Below are 20435 nucleotides of genomic sequence, written 5' to 3' on the forward strand. Positions count from 1 at the left end.
TGATGGGCACCAACGCGGTAATTGAAGTCAAAGATGTAGGGATGACCTACAAGTCCAGGGATGGCCGCTCGCATGCAGCGCTGGAAGGCTGCAGCTTCGACGTCGCGCCGCGCGAGTTCGTTTCGGTCGTCGGGCAGTCCGGCAGCGGCAAGACCACGCTGCTGCGGATCATCTCCGGCCTGATATCAAACACCTCCGGCCAGGTGCTCCTGAAGGGCCAGGACGTATCGTCCTCCCTGCGCGAGCTCGCCATGGTCTTTCAGGCCCCCGTGCTCCTGCCGTGGCGCAACAATTTGGACAATGTTCTCTTGCCCATGGAATTCCGCAAGAGCGTTACCCCCCAGGTGCGCGCCTATGCCCTGGAATTGTTGGAGATGGCGGGCCTTGGCGACCAGGCCACCAAGTACTCCTACGAGCTCAGCGGCGGCATGCAACAGCGCGTGGCCATCTGCCGGGCGCTGGTTTCCCGGCCGGACATTCTGCTGATGGATGAGCCCTTCGGGGCACTGGACGCAATGACCCGGGACACGCTCAACTTCGAACTCCAACGCATTTGGCATGAGACGAAACAAAGCGTTCTCTTTGTCACGCACAGTATTCCGGAGGCAATTTGGTTGGCGGACCGGGTGATCGTCGTGGGCGACCGGCCCGGGAGGATCGTCGCCGATATCAAGATTGATATTCCCCGCCTGCGAACCCGGGAACACCGATACTCAGCGGAATTTGGCGCCTACGAGCGCCAAATCGAGGCATTGATTGGCACGCAGGGCCCCCTGAGCTAGGCGGGATCGCCCCTCTGAACAGCCATGATGAACTGAAAGGCACCACAATGCGATTGATCAGCAACAGCGAAACAATCCAGGACCGGTACGGCTTGGATCCGGTCAAGCAACTACTCTTCACCAACATTCGCCTCGACTCGCGGAAAATGGTCACCCCGTTCCTTGTCGAGACCGACTCCGGGCCCTTCCTGATGGCGCGGCAACAGGAGTTGGGAAACCTGCTCTCCGCGGGAGTTCGCCTGGCCGACCTCAAACTGTATGAACCCTGGGTCACCATCGACAAGCGCATCACCGCAGGCATTGACGTCTTGCCCAAGTTCGCCGACGTCGTCGCGGACCTGGCGGGGGACGGCCCGGTCGAATTTGACGACGGCATTCCGCTGGTTCACCTGCACGCGCTTGCGGGCAGGGTGGAGGTTACGATCCCACCGGCTGCGCAGCAGAAGGTGCGGGTGTACCAGATCGAGAACGCCGGCGTCCTGGCCCAGTTCCGTGCACTGCGGGAGGCCGGAGTTGCGGTGGCCCGCACCCTGGCCGGCGACATCAAGCATCTCGCGGGACTGGATGCGGAATTCGATGCAGAGACCGACACCCGCTTCACCGGACTGGACGCGCTGGCCGGCCGGCTCGAGGTGGCCGGCTTCATCCTCGCCTCGCCGCCCAACTTCTCGGAGGTGGCGGGCTATCCGGGGGACGAAGAGTCCTTTGCGCTCTGGCGTCGCGACTCGGATGCCGTCTTGATCATTGCCCCGGCCGAGGCGACCAATACGCCGGGGGCCCCCCTGGGCGTCTTCGACTCGGCGGCCCACGCGGTGGCGCATTTCCTCCACGGGGCCCCGGTCGGCGTTGAGGAGCAGTGGATCAGTGCCCGCTTTGGGCTCGAGCTGCAGGGGATCGGCCTGCAGACGGTCAATGCTTCCATTCCCCTGGGCCATTGGCGAGACATTCGCGACCAGGAGGACCTGTCCTTCCAATTCATTGCGGCACGCGCGAGCGTCACCTGCATCGAAGAGGCCCTCGAATATGCCCAGGTGCAAATCAGCTCCGGCAATCCGCTGACCGAGAATGACGTCTACCGCAAGTATCTGGAGGCCATTCAATCGTTCCGTGACCGGCACCAGATTCCCTTTTGCATCGAACCGTATTTCACGAATCTGCATTCCTCCACCCGGATGCTATTCCCCGGTCCGCCGACCGATTTCCCCTTGGACTTCGACACCAAATGCATCCAATTGGATGCCGGAGTCAAGGTGACTGCCGGTGGCGTGGTCCTGGCGACATCGGACATGGCCCGCTCCTTGTTGTTGACGCCGGAAGGCAAGGAAGCCTACGACCTGCTGACGCAGGTCGTCCGCGAGGACATTGTCGGGGCGCTCCGGCCGGGGGCGGTTTGCTCGGACGTTCACGCCCAGACCATGGTCGCCCTCACCGCCATCCGCCCGCAGCTCGAAGCTCTGGGGATGTTGGCCGAAGGCGTGGATTTTGTTTCGGAATACAAGAAGCGAAATGTCGGACACCTCATGGGCAAGCAGGAATCCTTCGCCAACGAGCTCCGGCCCGGATATGACAACGTCCTGCACGTCGGGTCCCTGGGCGCGGCGGAAATCCCCTGGCGCTTTGGCGACTACGCCATCGGCACGGAAGACATGTGGTACATCGGAGCGGACAAGACGTTTGTCATCACGCTGCGCTAACCCACGCTTCTCATGAGCGAAGGGCGATGAAGGAAGCACCCTTCATCGCCCTTCCCTTTTTATGCGTGCTCTTTATGCGTGCTCTTTATGCGTGCTTTCCATGCGGGGCGCACCGTGCTTTCGGCGAGCCGAGAACGGGACAACACTTCCCGGGATCAGTAGAGTTATACCCAAGCTCACCAGAAGAGGGTTGTGACCATGCGGCAGGCCAGCGTTGATCTCAGTCAGGACGTGGCGGAATTTTCGCGGCACATCCCCCGCTATGAAGCCGCCGCGGAGGCCATCCGCAACACCATCCTCGCCCGATTGCGCGACGACGGCCTCAATCACCACGACGTCCGGCACCGGGTCAAGACGCCCAAGTCGGTGCAGGAGAAGCTGGACCGCCTGGACGAGGATGGCAACCGCCGCTACCCGGGCGGCCCCGAAAACCTTGATGACCTGGTCGGTGAGCGCGTCATACTTTTCGTCGAAAGCGACATCAACGCCGTGGCGATCGCGCTCACCAGCCAGTTCATCTGCCATGACGACGAGGACAAGACGGCGGTGATCCGCAAGATCGGCGGCATCGGCTACGCCGGGCGGCACCTGACCCTGGAAGTCCCCGCGGACAACCCCCCGGTTGGCTGCGAGGCGTACGGGGGCCAGCGCTTTGAGGTGCAGATCCGCACCGTGCTCCAACATGCCTGGGCCGAATTTGAGCACGACATCCGCTTCAAGGGAACCAGTGGCGACAACGCCGAAATTAGCCGCGCCTTCACCATGGCGTCCACCTTGATTGAGCTGGCGGACCAGCAATTCGTCAATATCAGCGACATCCTCAAGCGGCTGCAATCCGAGAGCGCGGCCGGGGCGGCCGCCGAACAGCAGGTCCTGGATTCCTATTCGCTCCAACTGGTCCTGGACCGGGTGTTCCCGGAATACCCGCGCAGCAAGGCCGCCCAATATGACTGGCTGGTGGACATCCTGGCCGCCAACGGGGTCACCACCGTCAGCGCCGCCGAGGACTGGCTCACCAGCGTGGACCAGGACACCGTGGCCCGCATGATGGGGTACCGCTTCACCCCGGGCCAGGTCCGCGTAGCCGACGACCTCCTGTTGAAGAGCCTTGGCGAGTCCTACGTGACGGCCACCCGGGCCGTGGGCAACGACTCCAACCGGGAAGGCAAGCTCCGCTCCCGCCTGAGCCGGCTGCGGAACGAACAAGGCTGACCCGGAACCCCCGGAAACGCAGCGGCATCCAGGGCCCGAACGCCCGGGCGGCCGGCGTTGTGTGACGCCGCGTGAACCCCCGTGACCCAAGGTGTCCGAACCGTTGAGCCGCGCCCGCCGCGGTCCCTAGCGTTTACCCATGAGTACTTTGGCAGGGCCCGCCGGCGTCCCGGTCCGGCCCGCAATGAGGCCCCGCATGAGTCCCGAAGCGGGGATGCCGCGATGTCTCGCGCACGCTTGACCGCCGCCCCTCACCCCACCAAAGGACGTCAACCATGCCACAGCATCCCCAAGACCCGTTAAAGCGCCCGAGCATCCGGATTGTCGCCGGGGAGAAGCCCCGGCGGCGCGGCGTGGAGCTGGTCTCCGTCGCGGCGCTGGTGGCGCTCATTGGCGCCGGTGCCGCCGTCGCCTCCGTCACGGCAGGCAACCAGGCGCAGCACGATACCCCCGCGCCGCCCCGCGCCGCCGCGCAGCTGAGGCTGGGCTACTTCGGCAACGTCACCCACGCCCCGGCCCTTATCGGCCTGGAGGAGGGCATCTTCGCCCGGGACCTGGCCGGCACGGCGTTGAGCACCCAGGTGTTCAACGCCGGGCCGTCCGCCATCGAGGCCCTGAACGCCGGAGCCATCGACGCCGCGTACGTGGGCCCCAACCCGGCCCTCAACTCCTACGTCAAGAGCCGCGGGGCGTCCCTTCGGATTGTGGCCGGGGCAACCAGCGGCGGGGCCCAACTGGTCGTCAAGGCGTCCATCACCTCCGCCGCCCAGCTGCGCGGAAAGGTGCTGGCCACCCCGCAGCTCGGCGGCACGCAGGACGTTGCCCTGCGCTCGTGGCTGGCCGGCCGGGGCTACCAGACCACCCCCGACGGCGGCGGCGACGTCACCATCAACCCCACCGACAACGCCCAGACCCTGAAGCTGTTCCAGGACGGCAAGCTCGACGGCGCCTGGCTGCCCGAGCCCTGGGCGTCCCGGTTGGTGCTCCAGGCCGGGGCCAGGGTGCTGGTCAACGAGGCCGACCTCTGGGACCGCGGCGCATTTAGCACAACCGTGCTTGTTGTGAACAAGTCGTTCCTAGACGCGCATCCGGAAACCGTCCGGGCCCTGTTGAAGGGACATGTCGCGTCCCTTGACTGGCTCGCCGCCCACAAAAGCCAGGAGGCCGCCGTCATCAACGCCGGGTTGTCGGTGGCCGCCGGCAAGCCGCTGGCACACGAGGTGATCGAGCGCTCGCTGACCGAACTGACGTTTTCCCCGGACCCGCTGGCCGCCACGTTCCCCAGGCTGCTCGCCCACGGAGTGGCGGTCGGGGTGACAAAACAAGCGGACATTGCCGGCATCTTTGACCTGGGCCCGCTCAACACCGTGTTGCGGGCCGCCGGCCGCCATCCCGTGGCGGCCGCGGGACTGGGGACGCAATGACGAAAACGTTCGGCGACACGCGGCCGGCCACGGCCGATCCGGACCAGCACGACAGGAGCGCCGGGCACCCGCGGCCGGAGTCCGCCGTCGTCCTGGAAAACGTGGGCAAGCGCTTCGGGGCCGGCGCGCCGGTGCTCGAGGGCGTCAACGCCACCGTGCGCCGGGGCGAATTCGTGGCGCTGCTGGGGGCGTCGGGCTGCGGGAAGTCGACGCTGCTGAACGTCATCGCGGGACTGGACACACCCTCCGCCGGCGCGTTGGAGGTGCCGGCGGACGGCGCCGCGGTCATGTTCCAGGACTCCGCGCTGTTCCCGTGGCTGAGCGCGCGCGGCAATGTTGAGCTGGCGCTGAAGCTGCGCGGCGTGGGGCGGGCGGCGCGCCGGGCCCGCGCCGCGCAGCTGCTGGAGCTGGTGCACCTGGGCCAGGCCGCGCACAAGCGCCCGCATGAACTCTCCGGCGGCATGCGCCAGCGCGTGGCGCTGGCGCGGGCGCTGGCGCAGGACCGGCCGCTGCTGCTGATGGATGAGCCGTTTGCGGCACTGGATGCCATCACCCGGGACCTGCTGCACGATGAATTGGAGCGCGTGTGGCGGGAAACGGGACGCACCATCATTTTTGTCACCCACAATGTCCGCGAGGCGGTGCGGCTGGGCCAGCGCGTGCTGCTGCTCTCCTCCCGGCCCGGGAGCGTGGTGGCCCAATGGGACGTGTCCGAGGCGCAGCGCACCACCGCGGGCGAGTTGACCGGCGCCATCACGGCCCGGCTGCGAGAGGAGATCCGCCGGCATGCCTGATCCCGTCACCACCCCGGCCCGCCCGGATGGCGGGACGGACGCGCTCCGCTCGCTGGAGGCCGGCCTGGACTCGCTGCAGTCGCAGGCGCCGCCGCGGCGCGGCATTGACGGCTCCCGTGTGCTGTTGCCGCTGGCCGCATTCACCGTGCTTTTGCTCGCCTGGCAGGTCTACGTGTCCCTTGGCTTCCGCCGCCGGGACCTGGTGCCCGGGCCGCTGGACGTGCTGGGCGCGCTTGGCGGGCTGTGGCACGACGGCACCGTCCAGGGTGCGGTGGCAACGTCGCTGCAGCGCGGCCTGATCGGCTTCGCCATCAGTGTCACGGTGGCCACGCCGGTCGGACTGCTGCTGGCCCAGGTGCGGCTGCTGCGCCGGGCCTTCGGGCCCCTGGTCTCGGGACTGCAGGTGCTCCCGTCCGTGGCCTGGGTGCCGGCGGCCRTCATCTGGTTCGGGCTCACCGACGCCACCGTGTATTTTGTGGTGCTCATGGGCGCCATTCCCTCGATCATCAACGGGCTGGTGGCCGGCGTCGACCAGATACCGCCCCAATACCGAAGCGTGGGCCAGGTCCTGGGCGCGTCCCGGTGGGAAATGGCGGTGCACGTGGTGTTGCCCGCAGCGCTGCCGGGCTACGTGGCCGGGCTGAAGCAGGGCTGGGCGTTCTCGTGGCGCTCGCTCATGGCCGCGGAAATCATCGCCATGGGCGGCACGCTCGGCTTCGGCCTGGGTTCCATGCTCGAACAGGGCCGCCAGCTCGCCGACATGGGCATCGTCATGTCCGCCATCCTGACCATCCTGTTCGTGGGCATCACCGTGGAACTGCTGGTCTTCGCCCCGGTGGAACGCCGGCTGCTGCGCGGCCGCGGCCTGCTTTCGGGCAGCACGCGCTAACCCGAAACAGACCCTCCCCCGCACGGCAGACCCGCGGCCGCGAAAAAGGCGGTGGGCAGCACCTCTCTCGCGGGCCGGGGTCTGCCGGGCGCGTATGTGTCCGCGCATGACGCCCCGTGAACGGGGGTAACGAACCCCTTGAACCCGAATATTCCCCCTCCCTAAGGTCAAGCCATGGAAATTGCAGATCTTTACCCCATCTCGCTCCGGCTGCTGGGCCGCCCCGCCCTGGTGGTGGGCGGGGGCACCGTTGCGGCCCGTCGTGCCAAGGCCCTGCTCGACGCCGGAGCCCGGGTCACGCTCGTGGCTCCCGCGCTCGGCGGACCGGCCCGGGAGATCGCCGGGCTCCTTTCCTGGCGGCCGCGGGCCTACGAATCAACGGACATCGCCGGCGCCTGGTTCGTCGTCGCGGCCACCGACGACCCCGCCGTCGATGCCCGGGTGGCCGCCGACGCTGAAGCCCACCACGTGTGGTGCGTCAACCATTCCGATGCCGCGGACTCGACCGCCTGGACGCCGGCCGTCGCCACGGTCGCCGACGTGAGAATCGCGGTCAACGCCGGGGGAGACCCGCGGCGCGCCGCCGCCGTCCGCAACGCCGTGGCCGCCGCGCTGGAGACCGGGGACCTGCCCCTGCGCCGGTACCGCAGCGACTCCGACGGGCGGCGGGGCAGGGTTGCCCTGGTCGGCGGCGGGCCCGGGGCCGAGGATCTCATGACGGTGCGGGGCCGCCGGCTCCTGGCCGAGGCGGACGTCGTGGTCGCGGACCGGCTCGGCCCGCGCGGCCTGCTGGCGGACCTGGCCGGGGACGTGAAGGTCATCGACGTGGGCAAGACCCCCGGCCACCACCCCGTCCCGCAAACGGACATCAACGCCATCCTGGTCCGTGAGGCCCGGGCCGGCCACCGCGTGGTCCGGCTCAAGGGCGGGGACCCCTATGTGCTGGGCCGCGGCGGCGAGGAGGCCATCGCCTGCCGCGAGAACGGCGTGGATGTGGAAGTGGTGCCGGGCGTCACGAGTGCCGTCAGTGTCCCGGCGGCCGCCGGCATCCCGGTCACCCACCGCGGCCTGGCGAAGGCCTTCACCGTGATCAGCGGCCACGAGGAACTGGACAACGTCCCGGCCGGGAGCGACCACACCGTGGTGCTGCTGATGGGTGTCGGTACCCTGAACCGCTCCGTGCCGATCCTTGCGGCGGCCGGCCGCGGCACCGACTGCCCGGTGGCCATCATCGAAAACGGCTTTGCCCCGGAGCAGCGCGTCACCATCGGTACCCTGGGCACCATCGTGGCCCAGGCCCAGGCCGGCCGGGTGCGCAACCCGGCGGTCGTCGTCGTCGGCGACGTGGTGCGCGTAAGCCCGCTGGCACCGGCGGAATTCGCCGGCGCCCGCTGCGGCACGCGCGCCCTCGTAAACTAGTACCAAGCCCCGCTTGACCAACCCAGAAATGAGCACAGCCGTGTCTATGAACACCCCCGCGACTGCAGCGAACCCCTCACCGCGCGGAACGCAAGGGCGGCCGCTGCGCGTGGCCGTCATCGGCTCCGGCCCGGCCGGCGTCTATGCCGCCGACATGCTGACCAAGAGCGAGGACGTGCGCAACGGCCTGGTCCTGGCCATCGACCTCTTTGACCGCTACCCGGCCCCCTATGGGTTGATCCGCTACGGCGTGGCCCCGGACCATCCCCGCATCAAGGGCATTGTGAACGCCCTGCACAAGGTGCTGGACCGCGGGGACATCCGCTTCTTCGGCAACGTCACCTACGGCCGCGACCTCTCGCTGGAGGATCTGCAAACCCACTATGACGCCGTCATCTTCGCCACCGGYGCCSTCAAGGACGCCGATCTGAACATTCCCGGCGTCGAGCTGGAGGGCTCCTACGGCGGGGCGGACTTTGTGGCCTGGTACGACGGCAACCCGGACGTGCCGCGGGAGTGGCCGCTGCATGCCACGGAGGTCGCCGTCATCGGCAACGGCAACGTGGCCYTGGACGTGGCGCGGGTGCTGTCCAAGCATGCCGATGACCTSCTGGTCACCGAGATCCCGGAGAACGTGTACGCCGGGCTGAAGGCGTCGCCCGTCACCGATGTGCACATCTTTGGCCGCCGCGGCCCCGCCCAGGTGAAGTTCACGCCGCTGGAATTGSGGGAGCTGTCCCATTCACGCGACGTGGACATCGTGCTCTAAAATCCTGGGCCAAAACGGGAAGGTCAGCGCCATCACCTTTGAGCGCAATGAGCTGGACGGCACCGGCAACGCCCGCGGCACCGGCGAGCTGCTCACCTACCCTGTGCAGGCCGTCTACCGCTCGGTGGGCTATTTCGGCTCGGCCCTGCCGGAGGTGGAGTTTGACCACCGCCGCGGTGTCGTGACCAACGCCGGCGGACGCGTGCTCGGCGCCGACGGCACCCGGGTGCCGGGCCTGTACGCGACGGGCTGGATCAAGCGCGGCCCCGTCGGCCTGATCGGCAGCACCAAGGGCGACGCCCTGGAGACCGTCACGCACCTGCTCAGTGATCGCGCCGAGCTGCCGGCGGCCGCGGTCCATGACGCCGACGCCATCGTGGACGTTCTGGCCGGGCGCGGGGTGGCCTTCACCACGTGGGAGGGCTGGCACGAGCTGGATGCCTTCGAGCGGGCGTTGGGGGCCGCGGCGTCCGAGAACGGCCCCGTCCGGCGCGAGCGGGTGAAGGTGGTGGCACGCGAGGAAATGGTGAGCGTCTCGCGCGGGGCAGAGTCCGTGGTGCGTTAGCTCCCTGCCAAAAACCGGAATTTGGTTTTAACACTGGCGGTTCGCCGCGCGACCCCGTACAGTGTGGCCAAGGTCTCAACTGGAGGCTCAACGTTGGCGTCGGGGGGTGACGGCGGTGAGTAATGACGGCTCGGTGCTGCCGCCGAACAACCCGGTCATGCGGGCCGTCCGCCTGGCGCTGGGAATCTCACTGCTGGCCCTGTTCCTCCTGGTGGTCGGTGCGACGGGTGCCTTTGCGGCATCGTCGGACCCGGGCCACCCGTCCCGTCCGGGCGCCGCCGCCGGCAACGCCCTGGTGGCCCAACTAGTGAAACCCGTTGCCCGGGCAACCGAGAACACCGTCGTGCGGGCGGTGCCGCGGCTGGCCGAACCGGCCGCCCGCGCGGACTCGGCAATCGAGCGTGTTCCCGTGGCGGCTGCCGGGCTCGGTGTTGCCGCCGCGCCGGTCCGGGCCATAGCCGCCACGGTCGTCACCCCGACAGCCACCGCCGCCCTGGCGGCGACGGCGCCGGTGCTCGCCACCATTGAGCGGATCGCCCAGCCGGTGACGGACGCCGCAGCCCCGCTGCTCGATCCGGTAAAAGACATTCTTCGGCCCGTGGTGAATGTGGATACAGTGGTCGGCGGCGTTGACGGAGCCGTCGGCGGTATCATCCGGCCGGTGCTTCCGCCCGTGCCGCACCTTCCCGGCGCGGCGAGCATCCCCGCCACACGCCCGGTGCCTGCCACACCCCCGGTGCCCGCGGTGCCGGCCGTGCCCGGCTCGCCCGGGCTTGCCGCGCCGGTCCCCGCAGGCGCCGCGCACGCATCTGGCGTTGCGCCCGATTCGTGGCTCGCCGGCGGTGACATGCCCGGCTGGTCAGCCGGCCGGGCCCTCGCCACCGCAGCCAACCCGGATACGCCCGCCGTGACCTGCATTCTTGTCCCCGCACCCGCGCCGGGCGGCACCTGCGCGCCCGCTGCCGAGGCGGCACCACCGTCCGGCCAGACCGCCGGTCCGGGCGGACCGTCGGGCGCCGCGGCGGCCGATGAATGCCTGCCCGGGACGTTCAAGGCGGCAGGGGCTGGTGCGGCGGTGGGGGATGTCGACTGGCCCCTGCCCGCGTCCATGCCCGAGGATCCAGGGGCAAGCCCCGGCTAGAAGACCGTTTGCCCCGTCCTCCCGAGCAGGAATCTCCCTGCCGGCGGACCGCGGGCAACGGTATTTCCCGTTCCGCAGTCGCGGAACGGGTCAAAAATTCCAGTCAGGAGCAATTCATCATGYATGCCATTATTCGGCGATCGCTTTATGGAGCGGTCTTTGCCGGCGGCCTTTTGGCCCTCGGCGCAGGGGCGGCCAATGCCGCCGACCAGTCCACGCCAGGTGCGGCGGACGCCTTGTCAGGGCTCGAAGCCACCGTTTCGGTGACCGTCCCCGGCAATATCCTCGGAAACGTTGCCGGCGTCCTGGGCGGCGCCGTCGATTCGATGCCGCCCGCCACGGGCGCAGCTGAGGCGCCAACCGCGAACGTAACGGCGGTTCTCGGGGCGCCGGTCCCGGCCAAGGCCGCCGGCACCACCGGCGTTGCCGGCAATCCTGGCGGCTCGGCACAACGGGCCGCACTTGCCGTCGCGGTGAATGCCGCACCGGCCGCCAAGCCGGCCGCAGCCATCACCGTGTTGGCACAGGCAACGCCCGCGGCAGCCGTCCCCGTGTTGGCGCAGGCTTCGCCGTCGGCAGCCGTCCCCGTGTTGGCGCAGGCAACGCCCGCGGCAGCCGTCCCCGTGTTGGCGTCGGCTTCGCCGGCACTGCCCACGCTGGGCGGCTATCTGCCCGGCGGCGTGGATGGCGGTGCCGTCGGCACGGTGCGGGTGGCCGTGCCCGGGGCGCTCCTGGCGCCGGCTCCGGCCGGCACCGGCAGCCTGTTGGGCGACGTCGTTGGCGACGGGTTGGGCACGCTCCCGGCGACCGGGCTCAACGCCTTGCCCAACGGGCTGGCAACCCTCGCGATCACCGCCGTCTTGCCGGAAAGCAGCGTGGTGACCCCGGGCATCCCGGCCGCGCCGGTCGTCCCGGGCGTTCCGGCCGCGCCGGTGACTCCCGGCGTCCCCACGGGGCCCGGCGCCGCGCCGGGTTCCCCGGTGCCCACCCCTGCCGCCACCGTGGCCCTTGGGCAGGCGGTGACGGTGCAGGCATCCGGCGGTGAGGTGGCAGTCCCGGTGGCGGGCCCGGCCCGGTTGGCGTACACCGGCACCGGCATCTGGCCCATCTACCAGGGCGCGGCGGTGATGCTCCTGATCGGCCTCGGACTCTTGCTGCGCCTGCGCAGCAAGGCCCCGGGTGCCGGAATTCCCGCGGCGGCCGCTGCCGGCGTCGAACCATAGGCGGACCCCGCCGGCGTGGACCCCAACGGGCTACGCCGGCGGGGACAGCCGGCGCACGGCCAGGGCCAGCCACAGCTGGACCCGGTCGGGGGTCAGCGCCGGGTCATAGCCGGTCAGTTCGGCAATCTGGGTGAGCCGGTAGCGGACGGTGTTGCGGTGCAGCGTCAGGGCCTCGGCCACGGCGGCGACCGACCCGTTCAGGCGCAGGTAGGAATCCAACGTGTCCACCAGTTCGGCCCCGTGCGCCTTGTCAAAGGACACCAGCGGACCCAGGGCCTCCTGCGCCATGTCCGCCATCGGCACGTCCTCGCTGGCCAACAGCAGGGAGGTCAGGCTCAACCGCTCCGGCACGTTGACGTCCAGGCCGCGGGAGGCCGCCTCGCGTGCCTCAAAATAGCTCCAGCGCAGCCCGTTCGCCTGCGAGTACGCGCCGCCGATGCCCACCGAACCGGTGATGCCGACGTCGTTCATCCGGCGGCTTAGCGCCCGGCCCAGGACGGCGGGGTCACCGAGCGTCGCCGGGGCGATGACCAGCAGTTCGTTGTGGTCCTCGGTCTTCATGACGGCGGCGGTGGCCGTCTCCAGCTCGGCCGGCAGCGTCATGGTGGAGAGGGTGGGGAACTTGGCCTCTTCGGCCGCGATGAGCAGCACAAGGTTCTTCGCGGCCGGATTGATGTTGAGGCTTTCCAGCCGGGCGGCCGCATCCGGGGCGTCCAGCGTCCCGCGGACCACGTCGGCCAGGACCTGCCCGGCTATTTGGCGTCCCGTGTGGCGGCGCTGCAGCAGGTTGTTCAGCTCAATGCTGATCAGGCCGCGGGCGTAGTCCACGATGCCGTCGTCGTGGAACGGTTTGCGCAGCCACAGCGTGCTGGCATCGCGCTTTCCGGTGGACAGCGCCACCGCATGCCAGCCGTCGTCGTTGAAGGCGGATCCGGGCGAGGTGGCAAAAACCTCGCCGCCGTACTGGCTGATGACCAGGTCCGAACCGACCATGGCCGCCAGCTTGCGCAAGAGTGTCGGCAGGCCGCCGCCGGTCAGGAGGGAGCGGGCCAGGATTTGGTGCTGGCTCAGCAGCCGCTCCAGCTTGGCATAGTGATCCGATGACCGGGCATCGGCGACCAGCTTGCCGATGGCGATGAAGGGGGTGCTGTAGGGGACCTCCACCACGGGGACCGCCCACCGGTTGGCCTCGGCGATGAGCGCGGCCGGCACCTGGTCATGCTCAAAACCCACGCCAAAGCCGATCCCGACCGCGCCCGCCCGACGAATCTGGCGCACAAAGGACCGCTGGGCGTCGGCGGTGCCCTGACGAGCCCCGGTGGTCAGGACAAGCTCGCCGCCGCTAAGAAATGCCTGCGGATTTTCCAGCTCCGTCACGGCCACCCAGTCGATGGGCGTATTTAGCGGCGTGCGGCTTGACCCCATGTTCTTGAGCAGGAGATTCGGGACCATGATCAGGTCCGCCAGGGAAAGCGCCATGCATTAACTATACAAACGCACTACGCATTGCGAGCCCCGGTGTGCAAACGGCCATTCTCGCCGGCGGCCGCGGGGCTTAGGCTCTCCTTAAGCGACACAGCTTAAGCGAGCTCGCAGGAGCGACCTTGGGCGGCAAACGGTGCCGCGTCCCGCACATCGAACCAAAAGAGGTTGAACACCGTGGTCCAAACCTTGCAGAACTTCATCAACGGCGAATTTGTCCCCGTCACCGGGACCGAGTCCCTGGACATCATCAATCCCACCAACGGCGAAGTCGTCGCCACGGCGCCGATTTCCAGCCAAGCCGATGTGGACGCCGCCATGAGCGCCGCCGCCGCCGCGTTCAAGAGCTGGAAGCGCGCCACCCCCGCACAGCGCCAGAGCGTCCTGCTGCGCCTGGCCGATGCCATCGAGGCCCACAGCGAGGAGATCGTCGAGGCGCAGCACCGCAACACCGGCCAGGTCAAGCAAATGATCGCCGATGAGGAGGTGGCTGCCGGCGCCGACCAGTTCCGCTTCTTTGCCGGCGCCGCCCGCCTGCTGGAGGGCCGGTCGGCCGGGGAATACATGGAAAACTTCACCTCCTATGTGCGCCGCGAGCCGGTGGGCGTCGTGGCCCAGGTGACCCCCTGGAACTACCCGTTCCTGATGCTGGTCTGGAAGATCGGCCCGGCCCTGGCCGCCGGCAACACCATTGTGCTCAAGCCCAGCGACACCACACCCGAAAGCACCCTCGCCTTCGCCAGGATCGCCCGGGACATCATCCCCGCCGGCGTCCTGAACATCATTCTCGGCAATGGGGCCACGGGCGCCTCCATGGTCGAGCACAAGACCCCCGCCATGGTCTCCATCACCGGTTCCGTGCGGGCCGGCATTGCCGTGGCCACCGGTGCCGCGGCCGGGCTCAAGCGCGCCCACCTGGAGCTGGGAGGCAAGGCGCCCGCCATCGTCTTTGCCGACGCCGACCTGGGCAAGACGGCCGGGTCCATCGCGGAATTCTCCTTCTTCAACGCCGGCCAGGACTGCACCGCCATCACCCGGGTGCTGGTGGAGGAATCCGCCCACGACGAATTTCTCGCCGCGCTGGCCACCGCGACCAAGGGCCTGGAGACCGGCCACGAGGACGACTCCAAGAACTACTTTGGCCCGCTGAACAACATCAACCACTTCAATGCCGTCAGCAAGGTCGTGGCAGGCATTCCCGACTATGCCACGGTCGTCACCGGCGGAAAGCGTGCCGGGACCAAGGGCTTCTTCTTTGAGGCCACGGTGGTGGACGGGGTGAGGCAAACCGATGACATCGTGCAGAAGGAAACGTTTGGCCCGGTCATCACCGTCCAAACGTTCCGGACCGAGGAAGAGGCCGTGGAGATGGCCAACGACGTCGACTACGCCCTGGCCTCCAGCGTGTGGACGTCCAACCACGGCGTGGCCATGCGTGTCTCCCGCGACCTGGACTTCGGCGCCGTCTGGATCAACACCCACATCATGCTCACCGCCGAGATGCCGCACGGCGGGTTCAAGCAGTCCGGCTACGGCAAGGACCTGTCCATGTACGGAGTGGAGGATTACACCCGGATCAAGCACGTCATGAGCAGCCTCGACGCGTAGCCCCGCCGGCCCSGGCCGCACCCAAGAATTTTGCAATCACATTTTGAAAGGTAATTCCATGTCTGAAATCCACTACCGGATCGAGCAAAAACGGCACCTCATGGGCTCCCTCCCCGGGCCGAAGTCGGTGGCGCTGGACGCCCGCCGCAAGGCCGTTGTTGCCGGCGGCGTCGCCTCCAGCGTGCCGGTGTACGTTGCCGACGCCGACGGCGGCATCATCACCGACGTGGATGGCAACTCGTTCATCGACCTGGGCTCCGGCATCGCCGTCACGACCGTGGGCGCCTCGGACCAAAACGTGGTCGCCGCCGTGCAGGAACAGGTGGCCCACTTCACCCACACGTGTTTCATGGTGAGTCCCTACGAAAGCTATGTCGCCGTTGCCGAGGAACTCAACGCACTCACCCCGGGCACGCACGAGAAGCGCACCGTGCTCTTTAACTCCGGCGCCGAAGCCGTCGAGAACGCGGTCAAGGTGGCGCGCCTGGCCACCGGCCGCGACGCCATTGTGGCCTTTGACCACGCGTACCACGGGCGCACCAACCTGACCATGGCATTGACCGCCAAGGCCATGCCGTACAAGACGAACTTCGGCCCGTTCGCCCCGGAGATCTACCGGGTCCCCATGAGCTACCCCTACCGTGAGGAAACCGAGATCAAGGGTGAGGACGCCGCCCGCCGCGCCATCACCATGATCGAGAAGCAGATCGGCGCGTCCAGCGTTGCCGCGATCCTGATCGAACCGATCCAGGGCGAGGGCGGCTTCATCGTCCCCGCCGACGGCTTCCTGCCCACCCTGGCCGCCTGGGCCAAGGAAAACGGCGTCGTGTTCATCGCCGACGAGGTCCAGTCCGGCTTCTGCCGCACCGGCGAATGGTTCGCCTCCCAGCACGAGGGCCTGGTGCCGGACATCATCACCATGGCCAAGGGCATCGGCGGCGGGCTGCCGCTAAGCGCCATTACCGGCCGCGCCGATCTGATGGACGCCGTGCACCCCGGCGGGCTGGGCGGCACCTACGGTGGCAACCCGGTCGCCTGCGCGGCGTCCCTGGCGGCCATCCGCACCATGAAGGAACTCGACCTCAATGCCCGCGCCGCCAACATTGAAAAGATCGTCACGAAACGATTCACGGCACTGGTTGAGGAACTCGGCGAGGCCGGCATCATCGGCGAGATCCGCGGGCGCGGCGCCATGATGGCCATTGAGCTCGTCAAGCCCGGCACCGCCGCCACCACCAAGGAAGTGAACCCGGAAGCCGCCAAGGCCATCGCCGCGGCGTGTTTGCAGGTCGGGGTCATCATCTTGACCTGTGGCACCTACGGCAACGTCATCCGCCTGCTGCCGCCGCTGGTCATCAGCGACGAACTCCTGAACGACGGCCTGGACGTGCTGGTCGCCGCGGTCCGCAAGGCAGCCTAGCACCGGCCGGGCCGGGCCCCGACTCTGTTGCGGCCGCCGCCTTCGGCTGTACAGTCAGTGCTACAAATGTCCGCGGCCCGGCGGGCTCCACACGCCATGGAGCCCGCCCGGCCCAGCGAAGGGTTGAATCCATGACGACATATGTGGTTGGCTACCGTCCGGACGACCGGGGCGCCGATGCCGTTGCCCTGGCCGGGGTCATCGCGAAGACGCAGGGCGCGACCCTCCACCTGGTGACCGTGGTGCACAGCGCCAGGCAGGCCGGCGACGCCGCCGAGCTCGAACGCGCAGCCCTGGGCCTGGTCCCCTCCGGGGTCGACGCCACGTTTTCGGTGCGCATCGCGGAGTCCTTCGCCAACGGCCTCATGGAAACGGCCCGCGAGGACGACGCCGCCCTGATCGTGGTCGGTGCCGCCAGCAACGGCCTCTTCAAGCGCTTCACGGTCGGCGCGGTAGCCAACGGGCTCCTGCATGCCTCACCCGTCCCCGTCGCCTTGGCCCCGCGCGGGTACAACCGCAAGGATCCGCTGACCCGGTTGACCGTGATGACCGGCATGCGGGAGGGCTGGCAGGCCGTGCTCGACGTCGGCACCACCGCCGCCGGGCGCCGCCACGTGCCGCTGCGGCTGGTCTCGGTCGTGGAGATGGACCAACACGAACAGCAGGACTTTGACCTGGACAACGCCTTGAGCCCCGCCCGGCAACACGTGAACACCGTGCTCGCCGAGGCCGCGGCAAAGCTGCCCAGGAACAAGGTCACGGTGACGCTGGCCCACGGCCGCAACATTGAAGAAGCCGTGGACGGCATTGGCTGGAAATCCGGTGAACTCGTTGTGGTCGGATCCAGCCGCCTGGCCGAGAACAGCAAGATCTTCCTCGGTTCCACCGCCAACAAGATCCTGCGCTCGCTGCCGGTTCCCATGGTGGTGGTCCCGCGCGACTTCCAGCGCCAAGGCATCTAGGCCCCGGGCACGTCCCGGCGGCGGGTGGCGTTTTCGGAGGCGACGTCAAGGAGGCCCCACAGGCCGCCCGCGGCCAACGGGCCGGGAAGTCGCCGAGAAAATGCCACCCGCCGCCGGTTCGCGGGCTACGGCTCCAGGAAGGCGGCGCTGAAGAGCAGCTGCAGGCCCTCGGCCATGGTGGGGTGGGTGATGACGGCGTCGCGCACTTGCTGGTAGCTCAGGTTGCCGAGCATGGCCATCTGCACCACGGCGATCACCTCGCTGGACTCGTGGCCGAGCAGGGACACGCCCAGGATGCGGTCGGTGCCGCGCTCCACCACGGCCTTCCACAGCCCGTCCAGGTGGCCCACCGTCCGGGCCCGGGGGATGGCGGCCACGGGCATCCGGGCGATCCGTACGTCCAACCCGGCGTGCCGGGCAGCCGCCTCGGAGAGGCCCACCCGGCCCAGTTCGGGCGTGGTGAACACGCAGTAGGGGATGAGCCGGTTCCTGGTGCTCCGGGAACCGCCGGCCAGGTTGGCCTTGAGGATCCGGTAGTCGTTCCAGGAGGCGTGGGTGAACTGGGGTGTGCCCGCCACGTCGCCGGCCGCCCACACGCCGTCGGCGGTGGTGCGCAGGAATTCGTCCACCTGCACGGTGCCGCGGTCGGTCACGCCAATGCCGGCGGCGCCCAGCTCCAGCCCGGCCGTGACCGGGCTCCGCCCCACGGCCACCAGGATGTCCTCGGCAATGACGGAACTGCCGTCGGACAACTCCACGGTCACGGTTCCGGCGGTGCCCTCGGCACGGGAGACCGCGGTGACGGCCGCGCCCAAGCGGACGGACACGCCGTCGGCCGCAAAGGATTCCGCGACGGCGGCGGAGACGTCCGCGTCCTCCCGCGGCAGCAGGGCGGCGCCGCGCTGGATGAGCGTCACCGCCACGCCCATGATGGCCAGCATGCCGGCAAATTCGCAGCCGATGTAGCCGCCGCCCACGATGGCAATGCTGGCGGGCAGGGTCGGCAACGCCAAAATCGAGGTGCTCGTCAGGGGCCCGGCCGCGCGCAGCCCGGGAATGTCCGGGACAAACGGGACCATGCCGGTGTTGACCACAACATTGGTGCCGCGCAGCAAGCGTCGGGCGCCGTCGTCGTCCGTTGCCTCCACGGTGCGGGGTGCGACAAAGCGGGCCCGGCCAATGAGCAGGTCCATGCCCGAGGCCAGGAACGACTTCCGCTGGCCGGCCACCATGGTGGCGACCACCTCTTCCTTGCGGGCGCGCAGCAGGTTCACGTCAATGGCCGGGGCGTCGGCGCCGGTGATGCCGAATTCTCCGGCGCGGCGGGTGACGGCGAGCAGGCGGGCGCTGTTGACGAGGGTCTTGGTGGGAATGCACGCCACATTGATGCACGTGCCGCCGATCATGCCGCGCTCCACCATGGCCACCCGCTGCCCGGCCGCGGCCAGGTCCATGGCCAGGGACTTTCCGGCCTTGCCCCCGCCGATCACCACGAGGTCGAATTCTTCGATGGCCATGGATTGCCTTCCTGAGAAAACCGGCGGAAACTAGGCGGCCGCCAGGGCGCGCTTGCGCAGCCGGGCGAGGTGGCGGTGGCTGCGCAGCGAATCGAAGGTCAAAACCACCAACGCCAGCCAGACTATGCCGAAACCGATCCACCGGTCGAGCCCCATGTGTTCGCCCAGCAGCGTGATGGCCACGATGAACTGCAGCAGCGGTGCCACGTATTGCATCAGCCCGATCATGGTCATCGGCAGGCGCCGGGCGGAGGCCCCGAAGAAGAGCAGCGGCACGGCCGTGACCACGCCGGTGGAGGCCAGGAGCCAGAAATGCCCGGCGCCCAAACCGGTCAGCGTGGCCTGGCCCATGGCGGTCAGCACCACCATGGCGGCCAGCGCAAACGGGGTCAGCACGGCCGTTTCCACGCTCAGGCTGGTGATGGCGTCGACCTTCCCGCCCACCCGGTTCTTCACGAACCCGTACAAGCCGAAACTGAGCGCCAAAACCAGGGCGATCCACGGCAGTTTCCCGTAGCTGACGGTCAGCACGACGACGGCCACGAACCCCACGCCGACGGCCACCCATTGGAGGGGCCGCAGTTTTTCCTTCAGGGCGATCACCCCGAGCAGGACCGAAACCAGCGGGTTGATGAAGTAGCCCAGGGACGCCTCGATGGCGCTGCCGGTGGTCACGGCGAAGACGTACGTGAGCCAATTGACCACAATGAGCGCGCCGGCCACGGCCAGGACCCCCAGGATGCGGGGGTTCCGCACGGCGTCGCCGACCTTGGCCCAGCCCCGGGTCACGGTAATGACCAGGAGGCAGAAGATGACGGACCACACCACCCGGTTGGCCACAATCTCGATGCTGTTGGCCGGCATGAGCCAGATGAAGTAGATGGGCAGCAGGCCCCACAGGCCGTACGCGCTAAATCCATACACGATGCCGGTGGCGGTCTCCGACCGGACGGGCCCTGTGCGTTCCGTGCCGGAAGTTTGCGGGATATTGTCTACGGAGGTTTCGCTACTTGGCACAAGCCCATAACAACGGGGATCGGGGCATTATTCCATGACCACCTTGGAACCACTGGATTGCTCCGGCCCTGTCAAGGGCGTCTTGAGTGCTTGGTCACTTTCTACGGCTGGCCCTTACCGGCGTGGCGCCGGGGCATTTAGACTGGCTAAGTGGCACCTAAATTGCTTTCCCGCCCGTGACCGCCGGCCGCCTTGGTGTCACGCTTCACAGTTCGGAAGGACTTCTTCTTGCCTAACTCGATACTCACCCGCCCGTTCCGTGTTGCCATCATTGGTTCCGGTCCGGCGGGTGTCTATGCCGCGGATATTTTGACAAAATCCCAGGAGGTCCAGGGCGGCGACGTAGAAGTCAGCATTGACATTTTTGAGGCCCACCCGGCCCCCTACGGGTTGATCCGCTACGGCGTGGCCCCGGACCATCCCCGCATCAAGGGCATTGTGAACGCCCTGCACAAGGTGCTGGACCGCGGGGACATCCGCTTCTTCGGCAATGTCACCTACGGCCGCGACCTCAGCC

General features: G+C 68.4%; 15 protein-coding genes and 2 pseudogenes. 14 read left to right on the plus strand and 3 right to left on the minus strand.

Annotated elements, in window-relative coordinates; genetic code table 11:
- Positions 1 to 41: 41 nt before the first annotated feature.
- From AB4Y80_RS03040 to AB4Y80_RS03085, 10 genes and pseudogenes are all read left to right on the plus strand, one after another.
- Positions 42 to 782 (plus strand): ABC transporter ATP-binding protein, encoded by a 741-nt coding sequence (locus tag AB4Y80_RS03040; RefSeq protein WP_442211849.1) that lies wholly within the window; start codon positions 42 to 44, stop codon positions 780 to 782.
- A gap of 47 nt (positions 783 to 829) precedes the next feature.
- Positions 830 to 2476, plus strand: coding sequence for a M24 family metallopeptidase (locus AB4Y80_RS03045; protein ID WP_442211850.1), 1647 nt, complete (start codon positions 830 to 832; stop codon positions 2474 to 2476).
- 198 nt (positions 2477 to 2674) lie between these two features.
- Positions 2675 to 3688: a GTP pyrophosphokinase gene (locus AB4Y80_RS03050; RefSeq protein WP_442211872.1), complete on the plus strand. Its 1014-nt coding sequence runs from the start codon at positions 2675 to 2677 to the stop codon at positions 3686 to 3688.
- A gap of 275 nt (positions 3689 to 3963) precedes the next feature.
- Entirely contained in the window at positions 3964 to 5112 is a 1149-nt protein-coding gene (locus AB4Y80_RS03055) for an ABC transporter substrate-binding protein (protein WP_442211852.1), read from the plus strand.
- Positions 5109 to 5906 (plus strand): ABC transporter ATP-binding protein, encoded by a 798-nt coding sequence (locus tag AB4Y80_RS03060; RefSeq protein WP_442211853.1) that lies wholly within the window; start codon positions 5109 to 5111, stop codon positions 5904 to 5906. The genes AB4Y80_RS03055 and AB4Y80_RS03060 overlap by 4 nt, the downstream gene beginning before the upstream one ends.
- Positions 5899 to 6795 carry an ABC transporter permease gene (locus tag AB4Y80_RS03065; RefSeq protein WP_442211854.1) on the plus strand — a complete coding sequence of 299 codons (897 nt, stop codon included), beginning with the start codon at positions 5899 to 5901 and terminating at the stop codon, positions 6793 to 6795. Before AB4Y80_RS03060 ends, AB4Y80_RS03065 begins: the two co-directional genes overlap by 8 nt.
- 174 nt (positions 6796 to 6969) lie before the next feature.
- Positions 6970 to 8214, plus strand: coding sequence for a uroporphyrinogen-III C-methyltransferase (cobA, locus tag AB4Y80_RS03070; protein WP_442211855.1), 1245 nt, complete (start codon positions 6970 to 6972; stop codon positions 8212 to 8214).
- A gap of 46 nt (positions 8215 to 8260) precedes the next feature.
- A pseudogene (locus AB4Y80_RS03075) lies at positions 8261 to 9548 on the plus strand (FAD-dependent oxidoreductase).
- Between the two features lie 106 nt (positions 9549 to 9654).
- A complete protein-coding gene (locus AB4Y80_RS03080) occupies positions 9655 to 10689 on the plus strand; it encodes a hypothetical protein (protein ID WP_442211856.1) in 1035 nt (344 codons plus the stop codon).
- 119 nt (positions 10690 to 10808) lie between these two features.
- A complete protein-coding gene (locus AB4Y80_RS03085; protein WP_442211857.1) occupies positions 10809 to 11912 on the plus strand; it encodes a hypothetical protein in 1104 nt (367 codons plus the stop codon).
- 30 nt (positions 11913 to 11942) lie between these two features.
- Here AB4Y80_RS03085 and AB4Y80_RS03090 read toward each other — a convergent pair whose 3' ends face one another.
- Positions 11943 to 13391: a PucR family transcriptional regulator gene (locus AB4Y80_RS03090; protein ID WP_442211858.1), complete on the minus strand. Its 1449-nt coding sequence runs from the start codon at positions 13389 to 13391 to the stop codon at positions 11943 to 11945.
- 180 nt (positions 13392 to 13571) lie between these two features.
- Here AB4Y80_RS03090 and AB4Y80_RS03095 point away from each other — a divergent pair, with 180 nt between their 5' ends.
- The 3 genes from AB4Y80_RS03095 (at position 13572) to AB4Y80_RS03105 (ending at position 17384) form a co-directional block, all read left to right on the plus strand.
- A complete protein-coding gene (locus AB4Y80_RS03095) occupies positions 13572 to 15002 on the plus strand; it encodes a gamma-aminobutyraldehyde dehydrogenase (protein ID WP_442211859.1) in 1431 nt (476 codons plus the stop codon).
- Positions 15003 to 15060: 58 nt separating this feature from the next.
- Positions 15061 to 16422, plus strand: coding sequence for a 4-aminobutyrate--2-oxoglutarate transaminase (gene gabT, locus AB4Y80_RS03100; protein WP_442211860.1), 1362 nt, complete (start codon positions 15061 to 15063; stop codon positions 16420 to 16422).
- Positions 16423 to 16553: 131 nt separating this feature from the next.
- Positions 16554 to 17384 carry a universal stress protein gene (locus AB4Y80_RS03105; RefSeq protein WP_442211861.1) on the plus strand — a complete coding sequence of 277 codons (831 nt, stop codon included), beginning with the start codon at positions 16554 to 16556 and terminating at the stop codon, positions 17382 to 17384.
- A 125-nt stretch (positions 17385 to 17509) separates the two neighbouring features.
- Here AB4Y80_RS03105 and AB4Y80_RS03110 read toward each other — a convergent pair whose 3' ends face one another.
- Positions 17510 to 18901, minus strand: coding sequence for a dihydrolipoyl dehydrogenase family protein (locus AB4Y80_RS03110; RefSeq protein ID WP_442211862.1), 1392 nt, complete (start codon positions 18899 to 18901; stop codon positions 17510 to 17512).
- Between the two features lie 30 nt (positions 18902 to 18931).
- Positions 18932 to 19918 (minus strand): EamA family transporter RarD, encoded by a 987-nt coding sequence (rarD, locus tag AB4Y80_RS03115; RefSeq protein WP_442211864.1) that lies wholly within the window; start codon positions 19916 to 19918, stop codon positions 18932 to 18934.
- A 228-nt stretch (positions 19919 to 20146) separates the two neighbouring features.
- Here rarD and AB4Y80_RS03120 point away from each other — a divergent pair.
- Positions 20147 to 20435: pseudogene (locus tag AB4Y80_RS03120) on the plus strand (pyridine nucleotide-disulfide oxidoreductase); the annotation flags it as partial.

Source organism: Specibacter sp. RAF43 (assembly GCF_052114065.1).
Classification (GTDB): domain Bacteria; phylum Actinomycetota; class Actinomycetes; order Actinomycetales; family Micrococcaceae; genus Specibacter.

Bases quoted from the DNA above. Each gene is read 5' to 3' on its own strand.
- cobA (WP_442211855.1), top strand. From the start codon at position 6,970: ATGGAAATTGCAGATCTTTACCCCATCTCGCTCCGGCTGCTGGGCCGC.
- AB4Y80_RS03045 (WP_442211850.1), top strand. From the start codon at position 830: ATGCGATTGATCAGCAACAGCGAAACAATCCAGGACCGGTACGGCTTG.
- AB4Y80_RS03050 (WP_442211872.1), top strand. From the start codon at position 2,675: ATGCGGCAGGCCAGCGTTGATCTCAGTCAGGACGTGGCGGAATTTTCG.
- gabT (WP_442211860.1), top strand. From the start codon at position 15,061: ATGTCTGAAATCCACTACCGGATCGAGCAAAAACGGCACCTCATGGGC.
- AB4Y80_RS03105 (WP_442211861.1), top strand. From the start codon at position 16,554: ATGACGACATATGTGGTTGGCTACCGTCCGGACGACCGGGGCGCCGAT.
- AB4Y80_RS03090 (WP_442211858.1), bottom strand. From the start codon at position 13,391: ATGGCGCTTTCCCTGGCGGACCTGATCATGGTCCCGAATCTCCTGCTC.
- AB4Y80_RS03060 (WP_442211853.1), top strand. From the start codon at position 5,109: ATGACGAAAACGTTCGGCGACACGCGGCCGGCCACGGCCGATCCGGAC.
- AB4Y80_RS03040 (WP_442211849.1), top strand. From the start codon at position 42: ATGACCTACAAGTCCAGGGATGGCCGCTCGCATGCAGCGCTGGAAGGC.
- AB4Y80_RS03055 (WP_442211852.1), top strand. From the start codon at position 3,964: ATGCCACAGCATCCCCAAGACCCGTTAAAGCGCCCGAGCATCCGGATT.
- AB4Y80_RS03110 (WP_442211862.1), bottom strand. From the start codon at position 18,901: ATGGCCATCGAAGAATTCGACCTCGTGGTGATCGGCGGGGGCAAGGCC.